The 25,829-nt window shown below is 38.9% G+C and carries 23 protein-coding genes; 4 read left to right on the top strand and 19 right to left on the bottom strand.

The features are described 5' to 3' along the window. Positions 1-47: 47 nt before the first annotated feature. From I6F54_RS02865 to thrS, 10 genes are all read right to left on the bottom strand, one after another. Positions 48-872 carry a LytR/AlgR family response regulator transcription factor gene (locus I6F54_RS02865; RefSeq protein WP_007582688.1) on the bottom strand — a complete coding sequence of 275 codons (825 nt, stop codon included), beginning with the start codon at positions 870-872 and terminating at the stop codon, positions 48-50. Continuing rightward, a complete protein-coding gene (locus tag I6F54_RS02860; RefSeq protein ID WP_007582687.1) occupies positions 865-1,941 on the bottom strand; it encodes a sensor histidine kinase in 1,077 nt (358 codons plus the stop codon). The genes I6F54_RS02865 and I6F54_RS02860 overlap by 8 nt, the downstream gene beginning before the upstream one ends. 251 nt (positions 1,942-2,192) lie before the next feature. Next, positions 2,193-3,749: a SulP family inorganic anion transporter gene (locus tag I6F54_RS02855; protein ID WP_010554472.1), complete on the bottom strand. Its 1,557-nt coding sequence runs from the start codon at positions 3,747-3,749 to the stop codon at positions 2,193-2,195. A 128-nt stretch (positions 3,750-3,877) separates the two neighbouring features. After that, positions 3,878-4,336, bottom strand: a complete 459-nt coding sequence (locus I6F54_RS02850; RefSeq protein WP_007375323.1) for an Lrp/AsnC family transcriptional regulator — start codon at positions 4,334-4,336, stop codon at positions 3,878-3,880. 107 nt (positions 4,337-4,443) lie between these two features. Then, the gene (locus I6F54_RS02845; RefSeq protein WP_024592375.1) at positions 4,444-5,085 is read right to left on the bottom strand and encodes an MBL fold metallo-hydrolase; all 642 of its coding nucleotides are present in this window, start codon (positions 5,083-5,085) and stop codon (positions 4,444-4,446) included. 1 nt (position 5,086) lies between these two features. Further along, a complete protein-coding gene (locus I6F54_RS02840; protein WP_165727445.1) occupies positions 5,087-6,904 on the bottom strand; it encodes a M14 family metallopeptidase in 1,818 nt (605 codons plus the stop codon). A 487-nt stretch (positions 6,905-7,391) separates the two neighbouring features. Next, positions 7,392-7,751, bottom strand: a complete 360-nt coding sequence (gene rplT, locus I6F54_RS02835; RefSeq protein ID WP_002960711.1) for a 50S ribosomal protein L20 — start codon at positions 7,749-7,751, stop codon at positions 7,392-7,394. 15 nt (positions 7,752-7,766) lie between these two features. Continuing rightward, positions 7,767-7,967 carry a 50S ribosomal protein L35 gene (rpmI, locus tag I6F54_RS02830; RefSeq protein WP_002960713.1) on the bottom strand — a complete coding sequence of 67 codons (201 nt, stop codon included), beginning with the start codon at positions 7,965-7,967 and terminating at the stop codon, positions 7,767-7,769. A 212-nt stretch (positions 7,968-8,179) separates the two neighbouring features. Further along, positions 8,180-8,740, bottom strand: coding sequence for a translation initiation factor IF-3 (gene infC, locus I6F54_RS02825; protein WP_002960714.1), 561 nt, complete (start codon positions 8,738-8,740; stop codon positions 8,180-8,182). 59 nt (positions 8,741-8,799) lie between these two features. Continuing rightward, a complete protein-coding gene (gene thrS / locus I6F54_RS02820) occupies positions 8,800-10,710 on the bottom strand; it encodes a threonine--tRNA ligase (protein ID WP_197139590.1) in 1,911 nt (636 codons plus the stop codon). A 355-nt stretch (positions 10,711-11,065) separates the two neighbouring features. Between thrS and I6F54_RS02815 the strand changes: the two genes are divergently transcribed. Together I6F54_RS02815 and I6F54_RS02810 are read left to right on the top strand one after the other, a co-directional pair. After that, the gene (locus tag I6F54_RS02815) at positions 11,066-11,512 is read left to right on the top strand and encodes a DUF3010 family protein (RefSeq protein WP_007582681.1); all 447 of its coding nucleotides are present in this window, start codon (positions 11,066-11,068) and stop codon (positions 11,510-11,512) included. Between the two features lie 186 nt (positions 11,513-11,698). Beyond that, positions 11,699-13,432 (top strand): AMP-binding protein, encoded by a 1,734-nt coding sequence (locus tag I6F54_RS02810; RefSeq protein ID WP_165741330.1) that lies wholly within the window; start codon positions 11,699-11,701, stop codon positions 13,430-13,432. 100 nt (positions 13,433-13,532) lie between these two features. On the opposite strand, the gene hflX is transcribed toward I6F54_RS02810, so the two are convergent. The 7 genes from hflX to I6F54_RS02775 all read right to left on the bottom strand — a co-directional run bounded on the left by hflX (position 13,533) and on the right by I6F54_RS02775 (position 21,540). Continuing rightward, positions 13,533-14,885, bottom strand: a complete 1,353-nt coding sequence (hflX, locus tag I6F54_RS02805) for a GTPase HflX (protein ID WP_197139588.1) — start codon at positions 14,883-14,885, stop codon at positions 13,533-13,535. A 175-nt stretch (positions 14,886-15,060) separates the two neighbouring features. Then, on the bottom strand, positions 15,061-16,413 hold the full coding sequence (gdhA, locus tag I6F54_RS02800) for an NADP-specific glutamate dehydrogenase (protein ID WP_197139579.1): 1,353 nt from the start codon (positions 16,411-16,413) through the stop codon (positions 15,061-15,063). 373 nt (positions 16,414-16,786) lie between these two features. Continuing rightward, on the bottom strand, positions 16,787-17,260 hold the full coding sequence (locus I6F54_RS02795; protein ID WP_197139577.1) for a DUF1456 family protein: 474 nt from the start codon (positions 17,258-17,260) through the stop codon (positions 16,787-16,789). Between the two features lie 117 nt (positions 17,261-17,377). Continuing rightward, a complete protein-coding gene (locus I6F54_RS02790) occupies positions 17,378-18,622 on the bottom strand; it encodes a lipoprotein-releasing ABC transporter permease subunit (protein WP_197139569.1) in 1,245 nt (414 codons plus the stop codon). Further along, positions 18,612-19,310: a lipoprotein-releasing ABC transporter ATP-binding protein LolD gene (gene lolD, locus I6F54_RS02785; RefSeq protein WP_007375330.1), complete on the bottom strand. Its 699-nt coding sequence runs from the start codon at positions 19,308-19,310 to the stop codon at positions 18,612-18,614. Before lolD ends, I6F54_RS02790 begins: the two co-directional genes overlap by 11 nt. Next, positions 19,303-20,520 carry a lipoprotein-releasing ABC transporter permease subunit gene (locus I6F54_RS02780; protein WP_165727440.1) on the bottom strand — a complete coding sequence of 406 codons (1,218 nt, stop codon included), beginning with the start codon at positions 20,518-20,520 and terminating at the stop codon, positions 19,303-19,305. The genes lolD and I6F54_RS02780 overlap by 8 nt, the downstream gene beginning before the upstream one ends. A gap of 147 nt (positions 20,521-20,667) precedes the next feature. Continuing rightward, positions 20,668-21,540, bottom strand: a complete 873-nt coding sequence (locus tag I6F54_RS02775) for a LysR family transcriptional regulator (RefSeq protein ID WP_197139561.1) — start codon at positions 21,538-21,540, stop codon at positions 20,668-20,670. A 129-nt stretch (positions 21,541-21,669) separates the two neighbouring features. Here I6F54_RS02775 and I6F54_RS02770 point away from each other — a divergent pair, with 129 nt between their 5' ends. Together I6F54_RS02770 and fghA are read left to right on the top strand one after the other, a co-directional pair. Further along, positions 21,670-22,791 (top strand): S-(hydroxymethyl)glutathione dehydrogenase/class III alcohol dehydrogenase, encoded by a 1,122-nt coding sequence (locus I6F54_RS02770; RefSeq protein WP_197139559.1) that lies wholly within the window; start codon positions 21,670-21,672, stop codon positions 22,789-22,791. An 85-nt stretch (positions 22,792-22,876) separates the two neighbouring features. After that, positions 22,877-23,719 (top strand): S-formylglutathione hydrolase, encoded by an 843-nt coding sequence (fghA, locus tag I6F54_RS02765; protein ID WP_197139557.1) that lies wholly within the window; start codon positions 22,877-22,879, stop codon positions 23,717-23,719. On the opposite strand, the gene I6F54_RS02760 is transcribed toward fghA, so the two are convergent. Both I6F54_RS02760 and I6F54_RS02755 read right to left on the bottom strand, forming a co-directional pair. After that, positions 23,673-24,047, bottom strand: coding sequence for a hypothetical protein (locus tag I6F54_RS02760; RefSeq protein WP_197139555.1), 375 nt, complete (start codon positions 24,045-24,047; stop codon positions 23,673-23,675). The two genes, fghA and I6F54_RS02760, sit on opposite strands and share 47 nt — an antisense overlap. A gap of 76 nt (positions 24,048-24,123) precedes the next feature. Beyond that, a complete protein-coding gene (locus I6F54_RS02755; protein WP_331461803.1) occupies positions 24,124-25,638 on the bottom strand; it encodes a BCCT family transporter in 1,515 nt (504 codons plus the stop codon). Positions 25,639-25,829 lie beyond the last annotated feature (191 nt).

Here is a 25,829-nt window from a genome sequence, read left to right as displayed (position 1 = left end):
TGCGAGCTTAGCTCGCATTTTTTGTGTCTGTAATAAAAGCGTTGGCTTTAACTTGCTAACGCCGCTTTAACCTTATCTCGGTAGCTACGGCTCACTTTTAATTCTTGGCCATTTTCAAGTACTAATAAATACTCACCACTTACTTGTGTAACCAGTTTACTAATTTGTTTTGTATTTACTATTGCGCTGCGGTGCACACGCACAAATAACTGAGGGTCGAGCTCTTGCTCAAGCTCTTTCATTGTTTTACGTAGAATATGCGTTTGTCCGTCTTCACAGTGTAAACACATATAGTCACCTGCTGCATCAACCCATTGGATAGTCGCTACTGGTACTCGAATAATTTCACCCTGCTCTTTTACAGCAAGCGATTCTGGGTAACGTCTGTCTGTTAGCATATCGCCAGTGGCTAATTTTTTAAGTATTTCTTCGCAATTGTTACCAGTAATACCGGCTACAAAACTCGCTAGTTTTTTCTTATGGGCGTTGTCTTGCTGCGTTTTTAAGTAGGTATGCACTTTTTCTACCGCCTGTTTTAGTCTGTTATCATCAACGGGTTTTAAAATGTAATCGAGAGCATGAATTTCAAACGCTTTTACAGCAAACTGATCAAAGGCCGTTACAAATACAATCGCTGGTAATGCTTTTGAGCTTTCGCTAAGGGCTCTTGCTACTTCAAAGCCATTCATACCTGGCATTTGAATATCTAAAAAAACCAAATCAATTTTCTCGCTTTGACACATTTCAATTGCATCAGCGCCTGAACTACACAATTTAATTACTTCAATATCAGAGTATTCTTCGAGCCTTACCGCTAAACCTTTTCGTGCTAACGGTTCATCATCAACAATGAGTGTTTTTATTTTAGTCATTTTTCACAGCCTTCTCAAAAGGTACTCGCAGATTAACTTTTAATCCACTTGGCGTATTATGTGATAATACAAACGAATAATTATTTTCATACAACGTTTTTAATCTATCTTTGGTATTAGCGACACCTACGCCTTGAGCGTTAACTAATTGGCCATCGAGTATGTCAGTACCTGGGCCGTTGTCGCCCACTTCTAGTAATAACTCATTCGCAAATACCTGTGCTTTTATATCAATTACTCCACCTTCTGTTAGATGAGCAATAGCATATTTAATCGCGTTTTCTATAATAGGTTGCAAGATTAAGCTCGGTACTAAAGCCTCTTTAGCTTGCTCGCTTATATCTACATTTACCTTTAATCGCTCATCAAAACGTACACGTTCTATTTCTAAGTAAAGCATGAGCGCATGTAACTCTTGCTCTAACGGTACTTTTTTTATTGGATCGGTATTTAATGTATAACGTAGAAAGTCACTTAACCTTGCTACCATTAAGTTAGCATCTTTGTTTTCTTTAACCAAAATTAAAGTAGAAATAGCGTTAAGTGTATTGAATAAAAAATGGGGGTTAAGCTGATACCTAAGCATTTTTAATTGCGCTTCGTGTGCCATAGTTGTGGCTTTTAGTGCTTTTTGTCGCTCACTTTGTAATAACTGATAATATTTAACGCCAAAGTACAGACCACTCCAACATAAAATAATATAAACCGAATCTAAACCTTGCTGCAGGTAATAAAACCACTCCTCTGGTCTATAACCATGGCGGTATATTTCCCACAAATTAAATTTTTGAACGACAGCCCATAAAGTACCTGTTACATAAGAGGCACCAAATACCACAATCATTAATACCCAAGGCGAGGCATTCCAAATTTTACGGTAAATATACCTAAGCGGTACTGTCATTAAGCAACCAGCGTAAGCATTTAATAAAATAACAAATACGTATATATCACGCATTTCAAATACTTTAGAGCCAATATAATTTACTAACGCATAACCAATCCAGCCTGCAATTTGCAAAAGCCAAAAAAAGCGCTGTCTGTTATCGACTAAAGATTGCCAGTTCAAAATAGATGTTTACTCCGTATAGTTAAAGACTAATTCCATAAAATAGGCGCTTGTTATTCTTTATTATTTTTACCTATGTAGGGCTAATTTTAATAAAATTAGATAGTCTTATTATATAGATTTATGAGTTTGCATAGCACTACAGCCTACCTTGCTTTTTAATAGTCTTACCGCAAACAAATAGTAGATACACTAAAAAAGCGAAAGGTTATTCACCTTTCGCTTTTTAAATATAAATAGCTTTGTGTAAATTAAGCTAGTTTGTCTGATGCTACTTTGTATGTTGGATCTTCAATCACATTCACTTCAACCAAATCGCGTGCTTTATGCAACAACTGCGTACAGTCTTTACTTAAGTGACGTAAGTGAAGTTGTTTACCTGCTTTTGTGTACTTATCAGCAAGTGTGTCAATTGCTTCTATTGCACTGTGATCAGATACGCGGCTATGCTTAAATTCAACAATTACATTTTTAGGGTCATTTTTAACATCAAATAACTCTGCAAAGTTTTTAACTGAACCAAAGAAAAGCGGGCCATGTAACTCATATACTTTAGCGCCTTCTTCATCAATATAGTTAGTTGTGTATATGTGCTTAGCATGCTGCCAAGCAAATACTAATGCAGATACAATAACACCTACACATACTGCAATCGCTAAATCGGTAATAACAGTCACACCCGATACAAGTACTATTACGAAAGCGTCTGATAGAGGCACACGCTTCATCATTTTAAAGCTGGCCCATTCAAACGTACCTAATACAACCATAAACATAACACCAACAAGTGCAGCTAGTGGGATCATCTCAATTAAGCTTGAAGCGAATATGATGAACGCAAGCAACATCAATGCAGCACTTATACCCGATAAGCGAGAACGACCACCTGAGTTAATGTTGATCATTGATTGACCAATCATTGCACAACCACCCATAGCACCAAACATACCACAAGTAATATTTGCAGCGCCTTGGCCTATACACTCTTTATTACTATGACCGCGAGTTTCTGTAATCTCGTCAATTAAGCTAAGCGTTAATAATGATTCAATTAAACCAATAGCCGCTAAAATAAGTGCATAAGGAAAAATAATTTGTAGCGTTTCGAAAGTAAACGGCACCATAGGAATATGAAACTGAGGTAAACCGCCTGCAATTGTTGCAGCTTCGTCGCCTGTCATTCCTTTTAAGAAATCAACTACAGTATGCGCTTCTAAATCCAAACCAATAACTAAAGCGGTCACTGTAATAATAGCGACTAATGTAGAGGGTACAGCCGTTGTTAGTTTAGGTAAAAACTGAATAATAGCCATCGTTAAAGCCACTAAACCAAGCATAATATATAACGGGTTACCCGTCATCCATTCTTGTCCGCCCATACCATCAGGCACTTTAAATTGTCCTAACTGAGCGAGAAAAATAACAATAGCTAAGCCGTTTACAAAACCAAGCATTACCGGATGAGGAACCATGCGGATAAACTTACCGAGTTTAAATACACCCGCGAGTATCTGCAGTATGCCCATGAGCAATACGGTCGCAAATAAATACTCAACACCATGATCAAGCACTAAACTTACCATAACAACAGCTAGTGCACCGGTTGCACCTGAAATCATACCAGGGCGGCCACCAAATATAGCCGTAATTAAACCAACGATAAACGCGGCATATAGACCAACTAAAGGTTCTACATTTGCAACAAAGGCAAACGCAACAGCTTCTGGAACTAAGGCTAGCGCCACAGTTAATCCAGATAAAATATCGTTTTTAGCAGAGCTAGGCGCCCTACTGAGTAAGTTAAACATTGAGTTCCTCAAATGGTGTAATGGGTATCAAAAAAGCGCTAAATTCTACCAAATTAGCGCTCAGTTAACAATTGTCATTATGTGGTTAAACTAAACTAAAAGAGGTTTAGCTTTTAAAAGAAGTGCTTTTATAAAGGGAGGGAAGTACTACGTTTTACACATGTCATTGTTACATTAGAATGTACTTCTTGTACATATTCTAAGCTTAGTAAATTATCGCGTACAAAGTGCTCATAACCTTCTATGCCTTGTGAAATTATGCGTAGCATAAAGTCCATTGTTCCAGCCATGGTGTAACACTCTGTTACTTGATCATAACTCATTATAAGTTTTTCAAATTCAGCAAGGTTCTTTTTACCGTGATTTGATAAACGCACATGTGCATATACAAGCATATCAAAGCCAAGTTTTTTCTCATCTAAAAGAGCCACTTTGCTTTTTATATAACCATCTTGCTCTAGCTTGGCAATTCGACGCCAGCATGGAGATTGAGACAAGCCTACTTTATCAGCAATTTCTGCGGTTGATAAACTAGCATCTTGTTGTAAAAGTGCCAATATTTGGCGATCTACGTGATTTAGAGACATTTTATTTCTTATTTATCAAATAAACTGGTTAAATTATACAACCATTTTAAAACTCAGTCTGCTTATTTTTAATTTTTATGCAGTTTACCAAACTTCAAATAAGTAACTTAACCAAACTTACCACTCACAAAAGGATTTGTTTGTTTTTCAAATCCAACCGTAGTGTCGCTCCCATGCCCTGCCAATATTTTAGTATTATCAGGTAAGGTTAGAATATGCGTCTTAATCGACTCTATAAGTTGTTCGCTATTCCCCTTAGGGAAATCAGTTCGCCCTACTGAGCCTTTAAAAATAACATCACCTACAATAACGCATTCATTGTCTTGTTGATAAAACACAATATGACCAGGTGTATGCCCTGGGCAATGCTTCACTAAAAAGCTAAGTTTACCTACGCTAACGGTGTCGTTATGGTTTAGCCAAATATCCGGGTAAAAAGGCTCAATGGGTTTAAACCCGAACATTTGTGCTTGCATAGGTAAGTTTTCAAACCAGAAGTACTCATCTTTTTGTGGGCCAATAATTTGTACGTTAAATTGATTACGTAAAATATCAGCCCCACCCACATGATCTAAATGCCCGTGCGTTAACCAAATAGCACTTAATTCTAGTTTATGCTCATTAAGGGCAGCTACTATTTTATCAGGGTCGCCACCTGGGTCTATGACTACGGCTTGTTTAGTTTCACTACACCAAATAATACGACTATTTTGTGCAAATGCAGTGACGGGTATGGTTATAATTTGCATATTAGATTTCTTTACTTTTTTGATCTGGAATAACAACTTCTTCTTCAAATGACATCAATATTGGGTACTTTAAGTACGCTTGATCATAAAATGGACTTTGCTCATATAACCAGTTTAGTCTCGCATCAGCGTCGCTTGCGAACGATTTATCTTTAAGCTTTTCATCAAACTTAAGCGCTAGCTTTGGATTGTCTTTTAGCATTTGGCGTGCAAACGGAATTAGTGCATAGTTTTCCATATACTCAGTACGCTGAAAAATAGTATTAAATTCCCCCCATGCAAAAAACGAATCTGGTGCTTCAGGATGCAATAAATGCACAGCAAGCTCACCTGCTTTTTGTTGAGTATTGACTTGATACCAACCATCTAAATCTACATTTATAGCAGGGACATAATCAAAACTTGCTGACACTCTAAAACGGCCTTCAAATGGTGCTTTATCAAACGTGTAGTCTGCCACCTTTGCTACTTTTAAAGGCTGTGTGTTTGCCCCTTCAAGTTTATTAATAGAGACACCATGTAACTTTAGTTTCTTAATAATATTGCGATATACAGGCGGAATAAAAAAAGCTTTAGGTACTTCAACTGTATGTTGTACATCTTTTTGCCAATAAATAGGTAAGTCGGTATATGTATGTGCTTTACCCAAATACTTCACTTCATTTTGGCCTGAGAGCGCATTCATGCTTGATGAATACTCAATACCTTTAAACTGCGCAATCGTATCAGCTTGCTTGGAATAGCCACGCTTTACTATTAACTGTTTAGGAACAAATTCCTGTTCTTTTTTTACTGCATTAGCTAATTCATGACTGTGCTTTGATAGCGCAGTAATAGCACCATCTAAAAATACGTAAGTTCCTAATACACGTTGCTTGTAAGGCTTCAATGAATGATTTTCAACTAAAATAGTCGGTAATGACTTTAAATCACCCCAACCATTTGAAAAGCGCGGCGTAGCAACCCATCCCGCTAATCCTTTTTTAAAGTCGCGCTTGTCCATAACAAAAACAAGTGGCCCTGGCATGTGCCCTTGCTTAGCTAGCGTATCGTCAATCAGAGGTTTAAAAAACTGGTTTAGTGCATCAGATACCGCAGGCGACTCGCTTGAAAATACCGGATTGTAGCCATAAGTCACATCGTATTGGTAATCTGCGCCATCGGTTACGTGTACATCAATGTATAAATTTGGGTTGTAGTCGTTAATAACCTTTAGAACACTTCTAACTTCTGGGGTATCTAATTTAGTAAAATCACGATTTAAATTAAGGTTATTAGCATTTGTTCTAAAGCCCATTTTTGTAGGGCCCCGTTGATTGATGCGATTGAATGCACTGCTACGTTCGTGTCCATCTACATTTAAAATAGGAATAAATAATATGTTTACCTTTTTTAAAATGTCACGGCGCTTACCCGTCGCTATATCTCTGAGTAACATAAACATGGCATCTTTACCGTCTATTTCACCAGAATGTATTCCTGCCTGGATAAAAATAGTTGGCTTAGTGCTATTAGCCATTTGCCTTGCTTCAAAAAAGCCTTGCTCACTGGCAATCAACATTTTTATTGCACGCTTGCTATTACTATAGCCAATGGTTTGAGATTGAAACTGAGTAGGGTTTGCAGCAACTAACCTATCAACAAATGCCATTGTATTTGCATAATCTGGCGACGCTTCACCTGCTGACAGCTCAAAATCAGTAGTTAGCGGCCCTTGTTTTTGTAAAAGCTCTACGCTTTTCCCCTGCCACTCAATTAATGGAGGTAAGTGTGCGTCATACGCCACACTTGCAGATAAAAATAGTAAACTTGCAAACATAAAATTCTCTAACAAACGCCTTAATTATATAAATTATATCAACTAAATTTTTTATAATGAGGAAACTGCGGTGATTCAACAAAAAAATGCAGCCAACTACATCTCACTCATTCACACCTGTCTTTTAAGGCTATATAACATTATTAATGTACAGTAATTCATTACATAACTATTTATACCAACTCGTAAAAATACTTAATCAATTTAAGGGATTACATCTGACGCTAACAGCGTCAAAAATGTCTGATATACGTCTGCATGGATCCAGGAGAGTGAGTAATGATGGAGCAATTGCCAAGAACAACTAAATAGTGAATTTCGCCCTGCTCTAACGTAATTTTTTATCGCTAAATAGAGCTCATATAAGTAGATGGGTATTAATTTGAAAAAGCCAATTTAGCTCAGCTATAAAAAAGTGTAAGTTATTAAATTACAGGCACAAAAAAAGGAGCCATAGGCTCCTTTTTTAATACTTATATGAAAAAGCTTAAGCGGCTAGGCCTTCTTTTGCTTTTTCTACAAGCGCTGCGAATGCAACTTGGTCATAAACAGCGATATCTGCAAGGATCTTACGATCGATTTCTACAGATGTCTTTTTAAGACCATTGATAAAACGGCTGTAAGACAGACCATTTTGACGTGAAGCAGCATTGATACGTGCAATCCATAATTGACGGAAAGTACGTTTCTTCGCACGACGGTCACGGTAAGCGTATTGACCCGCTTTAGTAACAGCCTGGAAAGCTACGCGGTAAACACGTGAACGTGCTCCGTAGTAACCTTTTGCTTGTTTTAAAACTTTTTTGTGACGTGCACGTGCGACAACGCCGCGTTTAACTCTTGCCATTTCTAAAAACCCCTATTAAGCGAACGGTAACATACGTGAAACTAGACCATGGTCATTTTTATGAACCATCATCTTAGGACGTAGGTGTAACTTACGCTTAGAAGTTTTCTTAGTCAGAATATGACGAAGATGCGCTTGTTTACGCTTGAAACCGCCAGAAGCAGTCTTTTTGAAACGCTTAGCAGCGCCACTGTGACTTTTTAGCTTATAAGCCATTGCAATAACTCCAAATTGTATTGCTTTTAAATTAGTAAGCAGGCGTGAGATATATTTCTATAGCTCCACTTTTAGGCCTAACTTACTGCCATGTTCCGGTGAAGACCCAGCATAAATGCCGCAATCTTACTTTAATACCGGTTAACTCAGGTGAATATTCGCATATTACTTGCAGACCTGAGCTAATTTCGGTGCGTATTATCGCTTAAAAATTATTTTTTAGCAACAGGCGCCATCATCATAACCATTTGGCGACCTTCAACACGATTTGGGAAAGACTCAACTACTGCAAGTTCTTCTAAATCGGCTTTGATACGGTTTAATAATTCTATACCAATTTCTTGGTGAGCCATTTCACGACCACGGAAGCGGATAGTAATCTTAGCTTTATCGCCAGCTTCTAAGAACTTACGTAAGTTGCGAAGCTTAACCTGATAATCACCTTCATCCGTACCAGGACGGAATTTGATTTCTTTTATCTGGATTTGCTTTTGCTTCTTCTTCTGCTCTTTTAGTTCTTTGCTTTTTTCAAAGATGAACTTACCGTAATCCATGATTCTACAAACAGGCGGCTCAGCGTTTGGACTGATCTCAACAAGATCAACACCCGCTGCATCGGCCATAGTTTGCGCGTCTTGTAATGACTGAATTCCAGCTTGTTCGCCTTCAATGTCAATTAAACGAACTTCTTGCGCTGTAATTTCTTCGTTAATACGATTTTTTTGAGCTGTTTGTTGCCCTTTCTTGCCGCCTCTAATAGTACGTTCCTCCAAGAATATCAATAATATAAGCGTGTAATTGGCTGTTTGTTAATGCCTTACACGCTCGATTTTTACTGCCGATTTTTAATTTCTTCGCTAATTTTAGCTACAAAATCATCGACATTAAATTTGCCTAGGTCTTCACCTGTGCGAGTACGCACTGCTACTTCTTGTTGTTCAACTTCTTTATCGCCAACAACAAGCAAGTATGGAATACGCTTCAGTGTATGCTCACGGATTTTAAAGCCAATCTTCTCATTTCTCAAGTCAGCAGCGGCTCTAATTCCAAGTTTATTTAATTTTTGTACAACTTCTTTAACATAAGGAGCCTGTTTATCGGTAATATTCATAATTACCACTTGCTTTGGCGCAAGCCACGTCGGGAATAAACCAGCGTACTCTTCAGTTAAAATGCCAATAAAGCGTTCAATAGAACCTAAAATAGCACGATGTATCATTACAGGTGTACGACGTTCGTTATTTTCTGCTACATAAGTAGCGCCTAAACGACCCGGTAATGCAAAGTCTAATTGCACTGTACCACACTGCCACGCTCTGTCTAAACAATCGTATAAAGTAAATTCAATCTTTGGACCATAAAACGCGCCTTCACCCGGAAGATAATCAAATTCAATATCGTTTAGCTTAAGTGCTTCGGCTAAAGCAAGCTCTGCTTTATCCCACATATGGTCTTCACCAATGCGTTGTTCTGGGCGAGTAGATAGCTTAACTACAATCTTCTCAAATCCGAATGTTTCATATGTATCATAAACCATCTTAATACACGCTGAAACTTCGTCCATTATCTGCTCTTCGGTACAGAAAATGTGAGCATCATCTTGGGTAAAGCCACGTACACGCATTAAACCATGTAGTGCACCTGATGGTTCATTACGATGACAACAACCAAATTCAGCCATACGAAGTGGTAAATCACGGTACGATTTTAAACCCTGGTTAAAGATCTGCACATGTCCTGGGCAGTTCATTGGTTTAATCGCGTATTCACGCTTTTCAGACTCAGTGGTAAACATTGCTTCTGAATATTTTTCCCAGTGACCTGATTTTTCCCAAAGTGAACGGTCCATCATCATTGGACCTTTTACTTCTTCGTACTCATATTCGCGTAATTTTTCACGTACAAATTCTTCAAGCTCGCGGTAAATGCTCCAACCATCGTTGTGCCAAAATACCATACCTGGCGCCTCTTCTTGCCAATGCCATAAATCAAGCGCTTTACCAATACGGCGGTGATCGCGTTTTTCAGCTTCTTCAAGGCGTTTTAAATACGCTTTAAGTTGCTTTTTATCGCCCCACGCTGTGCCGTAAATGCGTTGTAGCATTTTGTTTTCTGAATCACCACGCCAATATGCACCCGCAACTTTCATTATTTTGAAGTTTTGGCAAAATTTCATGTTAGGAACGTGAGGTCCACGACACATGTCTACATATTCTTCGTGATGATATAACCCTGGGTGGTCATCTTTAGCGATGTTTTCGTCCAGAATTTCTATTTTGTATGTTTCGCCACGCGCTTCAAATGTATCGCGTGCTTCTTGCCAGCTTACTGTTTTTTTCACTACGTCGTAGTTGGTTTTTGCAAGTTGCAACATACGCTTTTCAATTGCTTCAAGATCATCTTGTGATAATGAATGTTCCATATCGATATCGTAGTAAAAACCGTTATCAATGGTAGGACCTATTGCCATTTTTGCGTCTGGGAAAAGTTGCTTAACTGCATGACCAATTAAGTGAGCACAAGAGTGACGAATGATTTCAAGGCCGTCATCGTCTTTAGCGGTAATGATCTCAAGACGAGAGTCTTCACTAATTAAATCACATGCATCAACACGGTCGCCATTAACACGACCCGCAATGGTCGCTTTAGCTAAACCAGGGCCAATATCGTTTGCAACATCAAGCGTACTTACAGGGTTTTCAAAACTACGTTGACTTCCGTCTGGAAGAGTAATAACTGGCATTATAAATCCTTGCTACAGTGGTGACACCTACAATGTATCACGTGTATTTTTAATAAATTAAATGAGAATGACTCGACAACGCTTTTACGAATAAGCATTGACTAACAAATGTAGATGCAGAGTCTATTCAACTACAAAGATATATTGTCGCGTGCTGCGCATTTAATTACAAGTTTTAAGGGGTGAAATCCACCCGTTTTGAGCACAAAATGTAACTTTTAGAGCAAAAAAAATAATTTCATTAAAATATAAAAGCATCAACGCACTAATTACGCACCTACAACTATACCTACACTCGCATTTTAATGTGTGTTGCGTATAATACTGCGTAATTAAGTTATTTTAGAGAATAGACATGAGAACATGTGGTGTAGAAATTACCGGTAGTGATGTACTACTTTGTATTTTAAGTAAAGATAATGACGTATTTGATATTCGCGATGTGCGCCAAACACGCTTTACCTTAGGTAACGGTAACGACACTGAAGTAATGCGTAAATTTCAATTCGATTTTGCAAAACTAATGCAAGATTACCAAATTGATTCTGTTGCAATCCGTGAGCGTCAGCCTAAAGGTAAATTTGCTGGCAGCGCAAAAGGATTCAAAATGGAAACTGCGATTCAATTAATCGACAATTTAGATGTACGTTTATTTACCACAACTGAAATTAAAGAACAGGTAAAGCGTAATCCTATTCCTATTGATTTTGAAGAAACAGGCCTTAAAAAGTACCAAGAAAATGCATTTGTAAACGCTTACGTTTACATAATGAAAAAAACATACCGCAGCGACGAAATGTAAAGTTATTGCTCGTTTAAAAACGCGTACTTATCAGTGTAAGACGCGTTTTTTTGTATCTAAAAAACATAATTAGATTTTATTAATCTAATTATACATTAGTCTAACTGCACTTCTCTTTGTCGACAATATGTGTTTATTTTAACTTTGTAGTTTACATAACTCACACACATTTTCATGGAGAGAGCAATGCACACACACACTATTGCGGTAAAAGAAGTAGAACAAATAAATCACTTACCGTTATCGCAAAGCTATTTTAAAGGTATACAAAGCACACCTTTAACAAATTCGACTATCGGGGAGTACTTTGACTTTATTGTCGACAAAAATCCAGAGGCGTTAGCTGTTGTAGTTCATCACCAGGGTATTCGCTTAACGTATAAAGAATTTCAAAAAGAAGTTAATCAACTTGCTATGGGGTTGCTGGCACTTGGCGTGAAACCAGGCGAGCGTGTTGGTATTTGGTCTCCTAATAATATTGAGTGGTGCTTAACCCAATTTGCAACCGCAAAAATTGGCGCAATAATGGTTTGCATCAACCCTGCATATCGCCCTAACGAATTACAATACGCCTTAAATAGTGTTGAATGCTCTACTCTAATCACAGCATCAAACTTTAAAGGCAGTGATTATTTAGAAATGCTCAATGGTTTGGCTCCAGAACTTGCAACTTGCGATAAAGACACACTTAATTTAAAAGCACTGCCCACTCTTAAAAATATAATCCGCATTGGCGATGAAGCATCTCCTGGTATGTACTCTTTTAATGATGTTATTAACTTGCCAACATCAGCACATGAGCTTGAATTAAAAGCAATAGGTGCAAACTTAAATGCTGAGCAAGACATCAATATACAATTTACATCAGGCACAACAGGTAACCCAAAAGGCGCAACGCTCACTCATAAAAACATTTTAAATAATGCGCTATTCGTCGCCGAATCTATGCACTTTACGAGCGATGACAAGTTATGTATCCCCATCCCGTTATATCATTGCTTTGCAATGGTATTGGGTAGCTTGTTGTGTGTTAGTAAAGGTGCAGCAGCCATTTATCCAGGCGATTCGTTTGATGCAAAAACCACACTAGATGTAGTTCAACAAGAAGGATGTACAGCGCTGCACGGTGTACCTACCATGTTTATTAGTGAGCTTGAGCTAAGTAATTTTAACGATTATGACTTAAGTACTTTACGCACGGGTGTAATGGCAGGCTCTACATGCCCAGAGCAAGTAATGCGCAAAGTACAAACACAAATGAACATGCATCAAGTACTGATTGCTTACGGGCAAACTGAGTGCAGCCCCATAAACAACATTACCGAAACAGACTCTTCAATAGAGCGGCAAGTAACGACGGTTGGCCGCGCACTTGCCCATACCGAGGTTAAAATTATTGACGAGTTGGGTAACATTCAACAAATTGGTCAACCTGGCGAAGTGTGTAGTAAAGGTGCAGGTATAATGCGCTGCTATTGGAATGACGATGCTAAAACAAAAGCCACAATAGATGACAACGGTTGGCTACACTCTGGCGATTTAGGTGTCATGGATACAGAAGGGTTTGTCACTATTGTTGGCCGTATTAAAGATATGATTATTCGTGGCGGCGAAAACATTTACCCGCGCGAAATAGAAGAAGTGCTTTACACCTACCCGGGCATTCAAGATGCTGCCATATTTGGTATAACAGATGAAAGGTATGGCGAGGAAGTGTGCGCTTGGATCCAACCAAAAGAAGACGCTGTGCTTGATGAGCAAGCAATTCGTGAGTTTTTAAAAGACAAACTAGCCTATTTTAAAATGCCACGACATATCCGTTTTGTAGAAAACTATCCAATGACAGTAACAGGTAAACTGCAAAAATTTAAAATGCGTGAGCAAATGCAAGAAGAGCTAAGCGACAAAGCCTTCTCCTAATTTTTCTCTACAAAAAATCTGAACTCTGAATAATAAATCTACCTCAAGTAACGATTAAAAAGCACAGCCAATTGGCTGTGCTTTTTTTATACTGAATTGATTATAAATTCAGCATTCTCTTTTTTAAACGTTCTAAATCAATCGCACTCGAGCGCACTGTTAATTTAATGTGGCTGTATTCATATTCTTCTTTAACAACACTCATACTCGATCGGATTTCGCCCACGATACCTTTGGCTGTGTACGGTATAACAATCTCTTCTTCAATCATGTCCTCTTGAGCAATGCCAATAATGTATTTGTGCAATTTACTAATATCATCTGGATTACGCGTAGAGGTCATCATCGCATCAGGAAATTCATCCATTAGCGACTGCTGCTGCTCAGTACTTAATTGGTCTGACTTATTCAGTACTAATAATTTTTTGCTGCCTTCCACCCCTACTTCTGCCAGTACTTTATGTACTACTTCAAGTTGTGAGCGAAAAGAAGGATCTGAAGCATCTACAACATACAACAATAACGACGCATCATGTGCCTCAGCGAGCGTTGAGTGAAACGAAGCAACCAGGTCGTGAGGTAATTTTTTAATAAAACCAACAGTATCCGATACGAGTATACGAGGCTGTGTAATGGGGTATAACGCACGAACTGTAGTATCTAGCGTAGCAAAAAGCTTATTTTCGCCCTCTACATCACTGCCTGTAATAGCACGCATCATTGATGACTTGCCCGCATTGGTATAACCAATTAAAGCCACTGAAAATAGCTCAGAGCGTTGCGTTCTTCTGTCCATCATTACATCTTGAACACTAACAAGTTCGCGTTTTAATTCTGCTAACTGGTCACGTACTTTACGGCGATTTAGCTCAAGTGTGGTTTCACCCGCACCTTTACCCATTTGGCGTTCTTTATCACCGGTTGATGTTTCACGAAGTCGAGGCGCTACATAATTAAGACGAGCAATTTCAACTTGTAATTTTGCTGTTTTAGTTCGCGCATGGCGGCTAAATATTTCAATGATTATGCCGGTACGGTCAAATACTTCTACACCTAACTGGTTCTCAACATTACGTAGTTGAGAAGGCGTTAAATCGCAGTCAAAAACTACAACATCGGCACAAGCAAAATCTAAATCGTCTGATGGGATTTCTGACGGCATGTCGGATAATGGATCGTCATCAAGAACATTTTCATCCTCTTGCTCTTCTGCAGCAGACCCTTTATTACCAGTAAGGTGCGCTATTTCTGCTAGTTTGCCTGAGCCAAGTACATTAACCTTTTGGGTAGAACTTTGCTTTTGCGATTGAGTACCTACTACTTTAAACCCTAAAGTAGTCACCAAGCGCGCAAGTTCTGCAAGCGACTCTGTAGCTTCGTCTCCTTTAAACTGTGGTGTGCTAATAGAAATAAGTAAGGCGTTTGGAAGTGATGCTTTTGCAGTTGTTTGCATAAATTTTTGTGTTAATGCACTAAGGTGCAAACCTATTTTTCATTCGAAAGTAAGTTGATCCTACGCTGTTATAGCTCAGCTTTATAGAGTTATAATTAACTAATCACATTTATAACTAAATCTAGCCACAATTAGGTATAAATTTATGGCTAGGTTTGGCATTTAATCGTGTTTTTTATACTACGCCTTGCTCAATCATTGCATCGGCGACGCGCCTAAAGCCTGCAATATTAGCACCCAATAAAAGGTTTCCTGGTTCACCAAACTCTATTGCGGTGTCGTTGGCTGTCACAAATATATTTTTCATAATTTGCTTTAACTTCTCGTCGACCTCTTCAAAGGTCCAGCTTTGCATACTCGCATTTTGTGCCATTTCTAATTGGCTTGTTGCAACGCCGCCAGCATTTGCGGCTTTACCTGGCCCATACGCAATTTTTGCAGCAATAAAGCTCTCAATAGCCTCTTTTGTAGAAGGCATATTTGCGCCTTCACTTACTAATAAGCAGCCGCCGGTTAATAATGCGTTTGCATCGCCCTGTGTTAATTCATTTTGTGTGGCGCATGGAAAAGCAGCGTCTGCGTTAAATCGCCAAACAGCATGCCCATCTTTAGGGTAGTCATTTACAGCAATATAAATAGCATCGGGGTGAGTTTGTTTGTATGCACTTAAACAATCACGCGATTGCTCTTTTAAACACTTAATAAGGTCTAAATCTATACCCGACTCATGATACACAGTGCCACGAGAGTCGCTGCAACTTACTGGTGTTGCCCCCATTTGATAAAGTTTTTCCATAGCATAAATAGCAACATTACCTGCGCCCGAGACTAAACAGCGCTTACCTTGTAGGCTATCGCCGCGTGCTTCTAGCATGTAGTCAGCAAAATAAACAGCGCCGTATCCAGTGGCTTCTTTTCGTACAAGCGATCCACCCCACAATAAGCTTTTACCTGTTAAAACACCTTCATAGCGCCCAGTCAAACGCTTATATTGACCAAACAAGTAACCTATTTCTCTTGCCCCTACTCCAATGTCTCCAGCGGGTACGTCGGTTGTAGGACCAATATGGCGATAGAGCTCGCTCATAAATGATTGGCAAAAACGCATTATTTCAGCATCTGAGCGCCCTTTGGGATCAAAGTTTGCCCCGCCTTTACCACCACCGATCGGTAAACCTGTTAAAGCATTTTTAAATATTTGCTCAAACCCTAAAAACTTAATTATGCTGGCATTCACACTTGGGTGAAAACGTAAGCCACCTTTATAGGGGCCAAGTGCAGAATTAAACTCAATTCTGTAGCCTTTGTTCACCTGAATATTACCTTCGTCATCAACCCAAGGAACTCTAAACATAATTTGACGTTCAGGCTCAACTAAGCGTTGAATAATGGCATTTTTTTTGTGTTTTTCTGAGTTTTCTAAGATAGGTTCGAGTGATTCAAGTACTTCTTCAACAGCTTGATAAAACTCGCATTGTGCAGGGCTACTATTTTTTAATTGTGCAATTGTGCTATGGATATAATTCATAATTATTCTTCCGTGTTAATAATAAAAGTATTTATCAAATGTTAAAGTAAACGTGATCAAGTTTATGACTCATGCTTTAAGGTCTTAATTTAATATAATTAACTGCTACCTTAGCATGGAAAGTTAAGATATTTAACGGTCAGTACTTGAATTATTTTCGATTGGAAATTTGATTTTTATTTATTAAAGATGAATTTAAATTCACAGTTGCACGTAAAGATTTTTGCAAGGCTAAATTGTAATGTTTTTAAAAGGGAATTTTAGAAGTGTTAGGTTAGGTGTGGGTTTGTTTAAAAATATAACAATTAATAGGCTTTATGTTGCATTGCGCATACACAAGCCCATTAACTGAAAGCTGATTAGCTAAAACCAGTTACTCAGCAGAATCTTCTGGACGGTGCTGCTTTTGAACACCAGTTAAAAACAAGCGTAGTATTTGATCGTTACAAACACGGTAATGTTTGTTGTCTACTTTACGAGAAAATGCACTTAACTCATGTTTGCTTAAGTCAAAATCAACAAGTGCAAGTGTTGCAATAACATCTTCTGCCTTCATGTTTAAAGCAATACGCAGCTTCATGAAGATAATATTGTTATTTAGCTTTTTCTCAGGCTCTGGTTGCTCACCTTCGCGTTTGCCACGTTGGGTGTTAATAAACCCATTTAAAAAGCTAGCAAACTCAGTATCACTTATTGGGGTAAAAGCCTCTTCACCTTCTTTAGTTAACCATGCAATTACTTGCTCTTTGGTAACAGTATGCTCTGCTGATGCAAAAACATTGACCATAGCAGTATCAGTTAAGTTAAAAGTGTAGCGAATGCGGCGTAAAATATCGTTATTAGTCAAAGTAAATCCCAAAGTGAGGTATAGCAACCAAGCAGTTATTGCTTAATTTTAAATAAGCACCTAGTTTAACAGGTTTACTAATACCACCCTATTAATTTTTATTTAAGCTTCTTATACCTAATTACCTAGCACCTTGGCAGGATCTACGCGCGTTGCTTGCCATGCAGGATAAATAGTGGCAAGTATCGCAAGCACAAACGTAACAATCACTGTAATACCAATGTCTTCAAGAGCTAATTTACTTGGTAAAAACTCTATAAAATAAACACCTTCAAGCGGGTTAGCACCAAATAATTGGCTTATCCAGGTAAATAGCTCACTTATATTAAGTGCCAATACCACCCCAATTAATGTCCCGAGCGCAACTCCTACAAATGCTTGCATTAAGCCCTGCATTACAAAGGTGGCTAAAATAGTACTGTCTTTTGCGCCCATGGTTTTTAAAATAGCAATATTGCCTTGTTTTTCGCGCACTTCCATCACCAAAGACGACACAATATTAAAACTGGCTACCGCAATAATTAAAAACACCACAATATAAACAATGGTACGTACCATTTGAATATCTTGATACAGGCTGCCTTGCGTTCTAAACCAGCTAGAAATATACACGTAGTCATCAATAGTTTGACCCACTTTTAGCGCTATTTGATGCGCCGTAAACACATCATCAACGCTTAATCGTAGCCCTGTTACTTGGGTTTCATCGTAACCTAATGCTTGCTGCGCCTTGTTAAGGTGAATAAACGCAGCGGTACTATCAATGGGGCCTCCCATTTCTATAACACCTGCAAGGTTAAGTGTTACGCGTTTAGGCGCTAATAATGACTGACCTTTTTGGCCTATTTGCGGAATAAGTAACGTAATGTTGTCGCCTACTCTTGCATCTAACTGTTTTACTATTTGCTTACCTAAAATTACATCGTCAAGGGCTAACTGACTCACTAATTTACCACTGGTAAACTGGTTTACCGCCGATACATTACTCTCGAGCGATGGCTCAACACCTCGAATTTCTATCGCTTTTAGCTGGCTTTTATATTGCGCCATCCCATTCACTGCAATAAATGGCGCAGCCCCTGTTACATGCGGTTGTGTTTGTAAATCCTCAACTTTTTGCGGCCAATTTGCAATGGGTCTACTTGGTGCTACATATTCAACCTGCGGCACAACACTTAGCAATCTATGTACTAGTTGCTGCTCAAAACCATTAATTACCGACAGCGCCACAATTAAAACCGCGACACCTAATAAAATACCAATAGTCGACGCTTTAGCGATAAAACTAACAAAGCCGTTTTTTTCATCTTTGTGGCCTGAATAGGCTCTAAAACGTTTACTTAAAAATGCACTAAGCAACATGCTGCGACTCTTTAATAGCTAGTTTTCCATCGTCTAAATAAGCTATTTTGCCTAGCTTATCGGCAAGTTCTAAATCGTGTGTAACTACCACAAAACTGGTGTTTAAGCTTTGGTTAAGCTCATTAATTAAATCGTAAATTTTAATCGCATTTTGTTTATCTAAATTACCGGTTGGTTCATCAGCAAGCACAAGCGCAGGTTTAGTAACCAGTGCACGGGCAATAGCCACGCGTTGGCGCTCTCCACCAGAAAGCGCAGACGGTTTATGCGAGCTGCGATGTGCAAGGCCTACTTTTTCGAGCATATCGAGCGCTTGAGCTTTGGCTTCTTTTGCACTCAAGCCTTTAATTAATAATGGCATAGCCACGTTTTCAACTGCGCTAAACTCCATTAATAAGTGATGAAATTGATAGATGAAGCCCAAATTTTGGTTTCTAAATGCGGCTTGCTCTGTTCGCGAAAGTTTTGCAACTTCTTGGTTTTTAATTTTAGCGCTACCTGAGCTTGCGGTATCTAATGTGCCAAGTATGTGTAAAAGCGTACTTTTACCAGAGCCTGAACTCCCCACAATAGCGAGCATTTCACCTTGCTGAAGCGCTAAATCAACGCCTTTTAATACTTCAACTTGGTTGCTGCCATCTTGATAAACCTTACTTAAATTTTCACAACTAATTACTAAATCATTCATAACGTAATACCTCTGCTGGTTTTACTTTTGCGGCTTTACGCGCAGGATATAAGGTAGCTAAAAAGCTCATAGCAATACTGGCAAACGCTATTATTACTAAACTCAAAATATCAAATTTTACCGGAAGCTCTATACCCGCCAATAAGTTTAAGCCCACTAATGCAAGTAGCTCATTTATATATAAACTAAATATTACACCTAAAAATGCGCCTATTGCAGTACCAATTACGCCGTTATATAGGCCTTGCACCATAAACACTTTTTGCACTTGCGAAGGTGTTAAACCTAACGTTTGTAGTATGGCTACTTCACCTTGTTTTTCGCTTACCATCATGGTTAATGCCGATACAATATTAAATACAGCCACCAATACAATGAGGGCAAGCAACATTGACATAATGCGCTTTTCCATAGCAACGGCTGCAAATAGAGTACCTTGGGTACTGCGCCAATCACTGTAATTGTGATCTTTTAAAATACGTTGGCTTGCTTCAATAAATTCATCTAGTTCGAAAGGTTCGTGCAATGAAACACTTAAATTTGGGGCGGTGTTTTTATCCAGCTTTAATACCCGTTGTAGCGAAGCGCCACTCGTAAACGCAAGTGCCATATCTATCTCAGATCCGGTTTCGTATATTGCGGCAACTTTAAATAAACGCTGGCTGGGTACTCGCCCAAGAGGTGTATACGTTGAAGCATTAGGCATAATAACGCGAAGCTTATCACCCACGCTAACGCCTAATTTACGACTCAAATAACGGCTTATAGCAATGTTGTAATTTTTGTTTAATACAGTTTTCCAATCGCCTTGCACTATTTTATCGGTAATTTTATACAAAGAACCGCTGTCGTTATAAAGGCCTTGTAATAAAACGCCGTGCAAGTCTTTATTTGTTTGCACAATAGCTTCGCCGTGGCGATATAAGCTTACATGATCAACATAAGGAGATTGTTCGAGGTCGGTTTTAAGGGTGTTCATTTGGGTGGCAGTGTTTTTACCTGCGCTAACTTCAACATGTGGAATAAGTCCAAGCATATTGGTTTTTAGGCTATTTTCAAACCCGTTCATTACACTGCTTACCGTAAATAATGCCATTAAACCAATAGCGATACCGGCAATAGAAAAAAACGAAATAAACGATATAAACGCATTTCCTTTAGAGGAGCGACTATATCTAAGCCCTATAAATAAGCTAACCGGTTGAAACATATTATTTTTAACACTTATCGTAAAAGTATTGAGCAATAGTAGCACGAAAAAAGTGCCTTTGGGTATGGCGTAAAATGTAAGAAATAATTTAAAAATCTGATACTTGGCTATATTTACAGCAATATGTATTTAACCATTAATTCGCGGTTAAGTTTTCAGCCCTTTAACTAAATAATCGAGCAATACCCGTACATTAGTGGCCACAAACTGCCTTGGTGGATATACGCCCCATACCCCTTCTTGCTGTGGTTGATAGGGTGTTAAAATAGGCACCAATTGCCCTGAGTTAATTTCGTTTTCAATGTAGTAGTCTGGGAGCTGTACAATACCGAGCCCCTTTTTTGCGCCATCCACCAGCGCCCAACCACTATTACACTGTAGCCGCCCCGCTATTTTAATGTGTTTATCGCGCCCATTTTCGTTTACGCGCCAGTAGCTACTATTCCCAATTAAACATTCATGGCTGTTTAGCTCGCCTAAAGTATGCGGCTCACCAAATCGCGTTAAATACTGTGGTGCCGCGCACATAATAAACCGCCGCGCACTTAACCTGCGTGCTTTTAAGCTTGAATCTTTTAAATGCCCTAACCTTATTGCTAAATCAAAGCCGCCTTCTAGCAAGTTTTCTTGCTCGTTGCTTAATGTGGCAACAACTTCTACCTCAGGATGGTCATACATAAAGTTATTCACTAAAGGCATTATGAACGTTTCCCCGTACATAACCGGAGCCGTGAGTTTAATTTTACCCTTTGGTGTAGTTTGGTGCGTGGCAAGACCTTGCGTTGCTTCATCCATTGCATACTGTAAGTGCTTTATTTGATGTAAATACGCTTCACCCTCTTTAGTCAAAACGACTTTACGGGTTGTACGGGTTAAAAGTTGAGTATTTAAACGTTGCTCAAGCGCTGTTACATGTCGGCTAATATGCGCAACCGACAGCCCAAGCGTTTTAGCCGCTGCGGTAAAACTGCCCTCTTCACCTACCGCAATAAACTCATCTATCCCATCCCAACGCGCCATTATTACCATACTGTAAAAGTGTTTTAATAAATCAGAGATTATCATTGTTTGAGAAACAAATACAATAGCTACATTACCCAAGCAAATTGGGTCTACAATTATTATCTAACCACTACAAAGGATAAACACATGTCAGAATTTATTAAATCAAAAGCAGCTATTGCTTGGGGTCCTAATCAACCACTTAGCGTTGAAGAAGTTGATGTGATGATGCCTAAAAAAGGCGAAGTAATGGTAAAAATTACCGCTACTGGTGTATGTCATACCGATGCATTTACTTTATCAGGTGATGATCCTGAAGGTATTTTCCCTGCTATTTTAGGCCATGAAGGCGCAGGCGTTGTATACGCAATTGGCGAAGGCGTAACCAGTGTTGAAGTTGGGGATCATGTTATTCCTCTATACACTGCTGAATGTGGCGTGTGTAAAATGTGTACTTCAGGTAAAACTAACCTATGTTCAGCCGTGCGCGAAACTCAAGGTAAAGGCCTTATGCCAGACGGCACAACACGCTTTTTTAAAGACGGCCAACCTATATACCACTACATGGGTTGCTCAACGTTTTCTGAGTACACAGTACTTCCAGAAATTTCATTAGCCAAAGTAAATAAAGAAGCCTCTTTAGAAGAGATTTGTTTACTAGGTTGTGGTGTTACAACAGGCATGGGTGCAGTAACAAACACAGCAAACGTAAAACCTGGTGACACGGTTGCTATATTCGGCTTAGGCGGTATTGGTTTATCAGCCATTATTGGCGCAAAAATGGCAGGAGCAAGCCGTATTATTGGTGTTGATATAAACACCACTAAATTCGATTTAGCGACAAAACTTGGTGCAACTGATTTAATTAATCCAAAAGATTTTGATAGGCCAATTCAAGAAGTTATTGTTGAAATGACCGACGGTGGTGTTGACTACTCGTTTGAATGTATTGGTAATGTTGATGTTATGCGCTCAGCGCTTGAGTGTTGTCATAAAGGTTGGGGTGAGTCGGTAATTATTGGCGTAGCCGGTGCTGGCCAAGAAATATCAACCCGTCCGTTCCAACTGGTAACTGGGCGTGTATGGCGTGGTAGCGCATTTGGTGGCGTTAAAGGTCGCTCGCAACTTCCTGAAATAGTAGAACGTTATATGGCTGGCGAATTTGCTCTTAACGACTTTATTACCCATACAATGGGCCTTGAAGATATTAACGAAGCATTTGATTTAATGCACGAAGGTAAAAGTATTCGTACAGTCATTCATTACTAATAACTGCTAAGCACGTTTAATAAATAATAAGCCGTAATACTTTTAAGTAGACGGCTTTTAAGTTTGCGGCTTTTAAGGATTAAGTATGTTAGAAAATATCTCAAGTGTAAAAGTGTCTGGCGGTTGGCATAAACAATATACTCACAGCTCGCAAAGTACACATTGCACTATGCGCTTTGCCGTATTTTTACCACCTGGTGCAAGTGAAGCAAATAAAGTACCGGTGCTTTATTGGTTATCAGGTTTAACCTGTACTGACGAAAACTTTATGCAAAAAGCAGGCGCGTTTAAAAAAGCAGCAGAGCTGGGTATTGCAATTGTAGCGCCTGATACCAGCCCGCGCGGCGAAGATGTACCCAATGAAGACGCTTACGATTTTGCACAAGGTGCTGGCTTTTACGTGAATGCAACGCAAGCTCCTTACAACACCCATTTTAATATGTACGATTATGTTGTTAGTGAGTTACCGGCACTTATTGAACAACATTTTCCCGTCACAAGCACAAAAGCAATTAGCGGCCACTCTATGGGCGGGCACGGCGCTTTAATGGTTGCGCTTAAAAATCCTAAAGCATACGTTAGTGCATCTGCGTTTAGCCCTATCGTTAACCCAATAAACTGTCCGTGGGGCGAAAAAGCATTTACGGGATATTTGGGCAGTGATAAATCTCTTTGGGCACAGTACGACACGTGCGAGCTGATGAAAAAAGCCAAACAAACTGATTACTTACCGATGCTGACTACTCAAGGCGATGCTGATGGGTTTTTAGTGGAGCAACTCAAACCACAAAACTTAGTGGCTGTTGCTAACGAAAAGAGCTACCCGCTAACACTGGAGATGCAAGAAGGTTACGATCATAGTTACTTTTTTATAAGTAGCTTTATTGACCAACACTTATTATTTCATCATCAGTTTTTAACTGCTTAGACTCATTAGTGTGTAGAGATGACTTTTCTACTTCTACACACTCTTTTAGACTTTTAGTGACCTGCCTACATACTTGCGTTGTAGTGCTTTCCCCCTTCACTAGGCTAACAAGAGCCGAATCTATCTTTAATCCCATATCAGTAAAGTTAAATCCGTTTTTATCTGTAGGCACAGGTTCGAGTGGATTTTTATAAGGCTCTGAACGAGCAGGACTATTATTATATTTATTATCACGTGCATTTGACTGTGCTTGGCCGTCAATAATAGCGCCGGCAACTGTGCAGCCACTTAGGTAAATAACACATAAAAATAAAGTTAGCGTTCTCATGATTCATCCTGTTCAAAAACATTACCTAAATTATATACAACTTTAAAAATAGCATTGTAAAAATATGTAGGCATGATTACCTGAACTCATTTATAAACTCTTTTGTAAAACCCACCAGCTGAAAAATAAAAATAACTAAAAATGGCAAAGCGCCAATAATCGCAACACTTCTGTTTAACGGTTCGTTATTTTGCACTAACAAAACAAACGCGCATAAACCTAACGCAAACGACCAAGCATATAAGCTCCATGTTTGAGCTTCATTTGCACCACTCAGTTCACGAATTACTAAAACGGCAGAATCCGCTGAAGTTGCTACAAAAATAAGTAACAGTAATAAGCTTGACCAAATTAATAAGCCACCTTGCCACCCTAGCTGCTCAAAAAATACAAATAGCCCTTGTGTATAATCGGCTTTAATAGCCACTAAAATGCCTGCATTGTGCGTTTGATCCCACGCAATTGCAGAGCCCGAAAACACACTAAACCAAATAATTGTCACAAAAGTTGGTACAAATACAACACCTAAAATGTATTGCCAAACCGGCCGTCCTTGGCTAATTTTTGCCAAAAACACACCAACGAACGGGCCCCAAGCTAACCACCAAAAATAGTAATTGTATGTCCAACCTGTTGCCCATGCGGGGTCATTAAGTACGCTTTCAAACTGCCATGTACCTGTGGTTATGAGCTGAATGTAATCCCATGTTCCTCCTACAGCTATGTCTATAATTGGCTTTATAGGCACAAAAATTAATAGCCATGCTATAAGTGAAAATGCTAAAAACACATTAAACTTACTAAGAGTTTGAATTCCTTTTTTAAGCCCCAACTTTGCAGAAATGGTATAAAGCAGCGCAATTAGAAAAATTATAATAAACCCCGAAAATAAAGCCGATTCAACCCCTAGCTCAAGCTCGAGCCCTTTACGCAGTAATAAAGTTGAATTAGCAATTGTGCCCACGACACCAAAAAATATTGCAAGTATGGCAATTAATTTAATGCTAAAGCTCAACTGTAACTGCCAAGCCCGATTAATAACGCCTTTAGTTGCACTGATCACAGGAGCACTAATATCGCCCGCTTTACCACTATTGCGAGTAAGCCCACCTAATAACAAGCCAAATACTGCATAGAGCGCCCATGCATGCGCGCCCCAATTAGCTAAGGTAAGTGCCAAACCACTTGTTTGATTGTTAGGATACAAGCTTTGCTTTAAAGGCGAATTAACCGTGTGTAGTGCAGGCTCTGCTACTCCCCAAAATATAAGTCCTGAGCCCATTCCTGCTGCAAACAACATAGAAAGCCAACCAAAGGTACTAAACTCAACAAGTGCTTGCGCTCCTCCTATTTTTCGTTGCCCTAATGGGCTTATAGCAATAGCTATCACAGAAAAAAGTAACAAGTTTACCAATATAAAAAATGGCGAGCCTAAATAACCTAAAATTTTATTAATAGCGGGTTGTAAGTGCTCTGTGAGTAATTCAGGAAATAAAAAAGCAATAACAGATAACCCAACGCAAAATAGTAAGGCTGTTTTTTCAAGCTTAGTGGGTGTGCTTAATGTTTTATTTAAAGGCAAGAGATTCACATAGGTGTCTTTTAGTCTGGATAAAAGAATACGGGGCTTTAAAACTCAGATCAAATTAACTATTGCGTAAAATAGTAATAAAAACATGTAAAAGTTTCCTCAATAATTCTTGTTAAATACAGGTATTAACAATAACTAATTGATTAATAGTCATTTATTCTATGGCTTGCTGTTTGCTTATTATTAACAAA

It is taken from the genome of Pseudoalteromonas sp. SWXJZ10B (genome assembly GCF_015864475.1).
GTDB classification, from domain to species: domain Bacteria; phylum Pseudomonadota; class Gammaproteobacteria; order Enterobacterales; family Alteromonadaceae; genus Pseudoalteromonas; species Pseudoalteromonas arctica.
This window is presented reverse-complemented; position numbering and strand designations above follow the sequence as displayed.

What these genes read in the sequence shown, in the direction of transcription:
- I6F54_RS02865 (WP_007582688.1), bottom strand. Translation starts at nt 872, where the DNA reads ATGACTAAAATAAAAACACTCATTGTTGATGATGAACCGTTAGCACGA.
- I6F54_RS02855 (WP_010554472.1), bottom strand. Translation starts at nt 3,749, where the DNA reads ATGTTTAACTTACTCAGTAGGGCGCCTAGCTCTGCTAAAAACGATATT.
- I6F54_RS02850 (WP_007375323.1), bottom strand. Translation starts at nt 4,336, where the DNA reads ATGTCTCTAAATCACGTAGATCGCCAAATATTGGCACTTTTACAACAA.
- I6F54_RS02845 (WP_024592375.1), bottom strand. Translation starts at nt 5,085, where the DNA reads ATGCAAATTATAACCATACCCGTCACTGCATTTGCACAAAATAGTCGT.
- I6F54_RS02840 (WP_165727445.1), bottom strand. Translation starts at nt 6,904, where the DNA reads ATGTTTGCAAGTTTACTATTTTTATCTGCAAGTGTGGCGTATGACGCA.
- rplT (WP_002960711.1), bottom strand. Translation starts at nt 7,751, where the DNA reads ATGGCAAGAGTTAAACGCGGCGTTGTCGCACGTGCACGTCACAAAAAA.
- rpmI (WP_002960713.1), bottom strand. Translation starts at nt 7,967, where the DNA reads ATGGCTTATAAGCTAAAAAGTCACAGTGGCGCTGCTAAGCGTTTCAAA.
- thrS (WP_197139590.1), bottom strand. Translation starts at nt 10,710, where the DNA reads ATGCCAGTTATTACTCTTCCAGACGGAAGTCAACGTAGTTTTGAAAAC.
- I6F54_RS02815 (WP_007582681.1), top strand. Translation starts at nt 11,066, where the DNA reads ATGAGAACATGTGGTGTAGAAATTACCGGTAGTGATGTACTACTTTGT.
- I6F54_RS02810 (WP_165741330.1), top strand. Translation starts at nt 11,699, where the DNA reads ATGCACACACACACTATTGCGGTAAAAGAAGTAGAACAAATAAATCAC.
- hflX (WP_197139588.1), bottom strand. Translation starts at nt 14,885, where the DNA reads ATGCAAACAACTGCAAAAGCATCACTTCCAAACGCCTTACTTATTTCT.
- gdhA (WP_197139579.1), bottom strand. Translation starts at nt 16,413, where the DNA reads ATGAATTATATCCATAGCACAATTGCACAATTAAAAAATAGTAGCCCT.
- I6F54_RS02790 (WP_197139569.1), bottom strand. Translation starts at nt 18,622, where the DNA reads ATGTTGCTTAGTGCATTTTTAAGTAAACGTTTTAGAGCCTATTCAGGC.
- lolD (WP_007375330.1), bottom strand. Translation starts at nt 19,310, where the DNA reads ATGAATGATTTAGTAATTAGTTGTGAAAATTTAAGTAAGGTTTATCAA.
- I6F54_RS02780 (WP_165727440.1), bottom strand. Translation starts at nt 20,520, where the DNA reads ATGTTTCAACCGGTTAGCTTATTTATAGGGCTTAGATATAGTCGCTCC.
- I6F54_RS02775 (WP_197139561.1), bottom strand. Translation starts at nt 21,540, where the DNA reads ATGGCGCGTTGGGATGGGATAGATGAGTTTATTGCGGTAGGTGAAGAG.
- I6F54_RS02770 (WP_197139559.1), top strand. Translation starts at nt 21,670, where the DNA reads ATGTCAGAATTTATTAAATCAAAAGCAGCTATTGCTTGGGGTCCTAAT.
- fghA (WP_197139557.1), top strand. Translation starts at nt 22,877, where the DNA reads ATGTTAGAAAATATCTCAAGTGTAAAAGTGTCTGGCGGTTGGCATAAA.
- I6F54_RS02760 (WP_197139555.1), bottom strand. Translation starts at nt 24,047, where the DNA reads ATGAGAACGCTAACTTTATTTTTATGTGTTATTTACCTAAGTGGCTGC.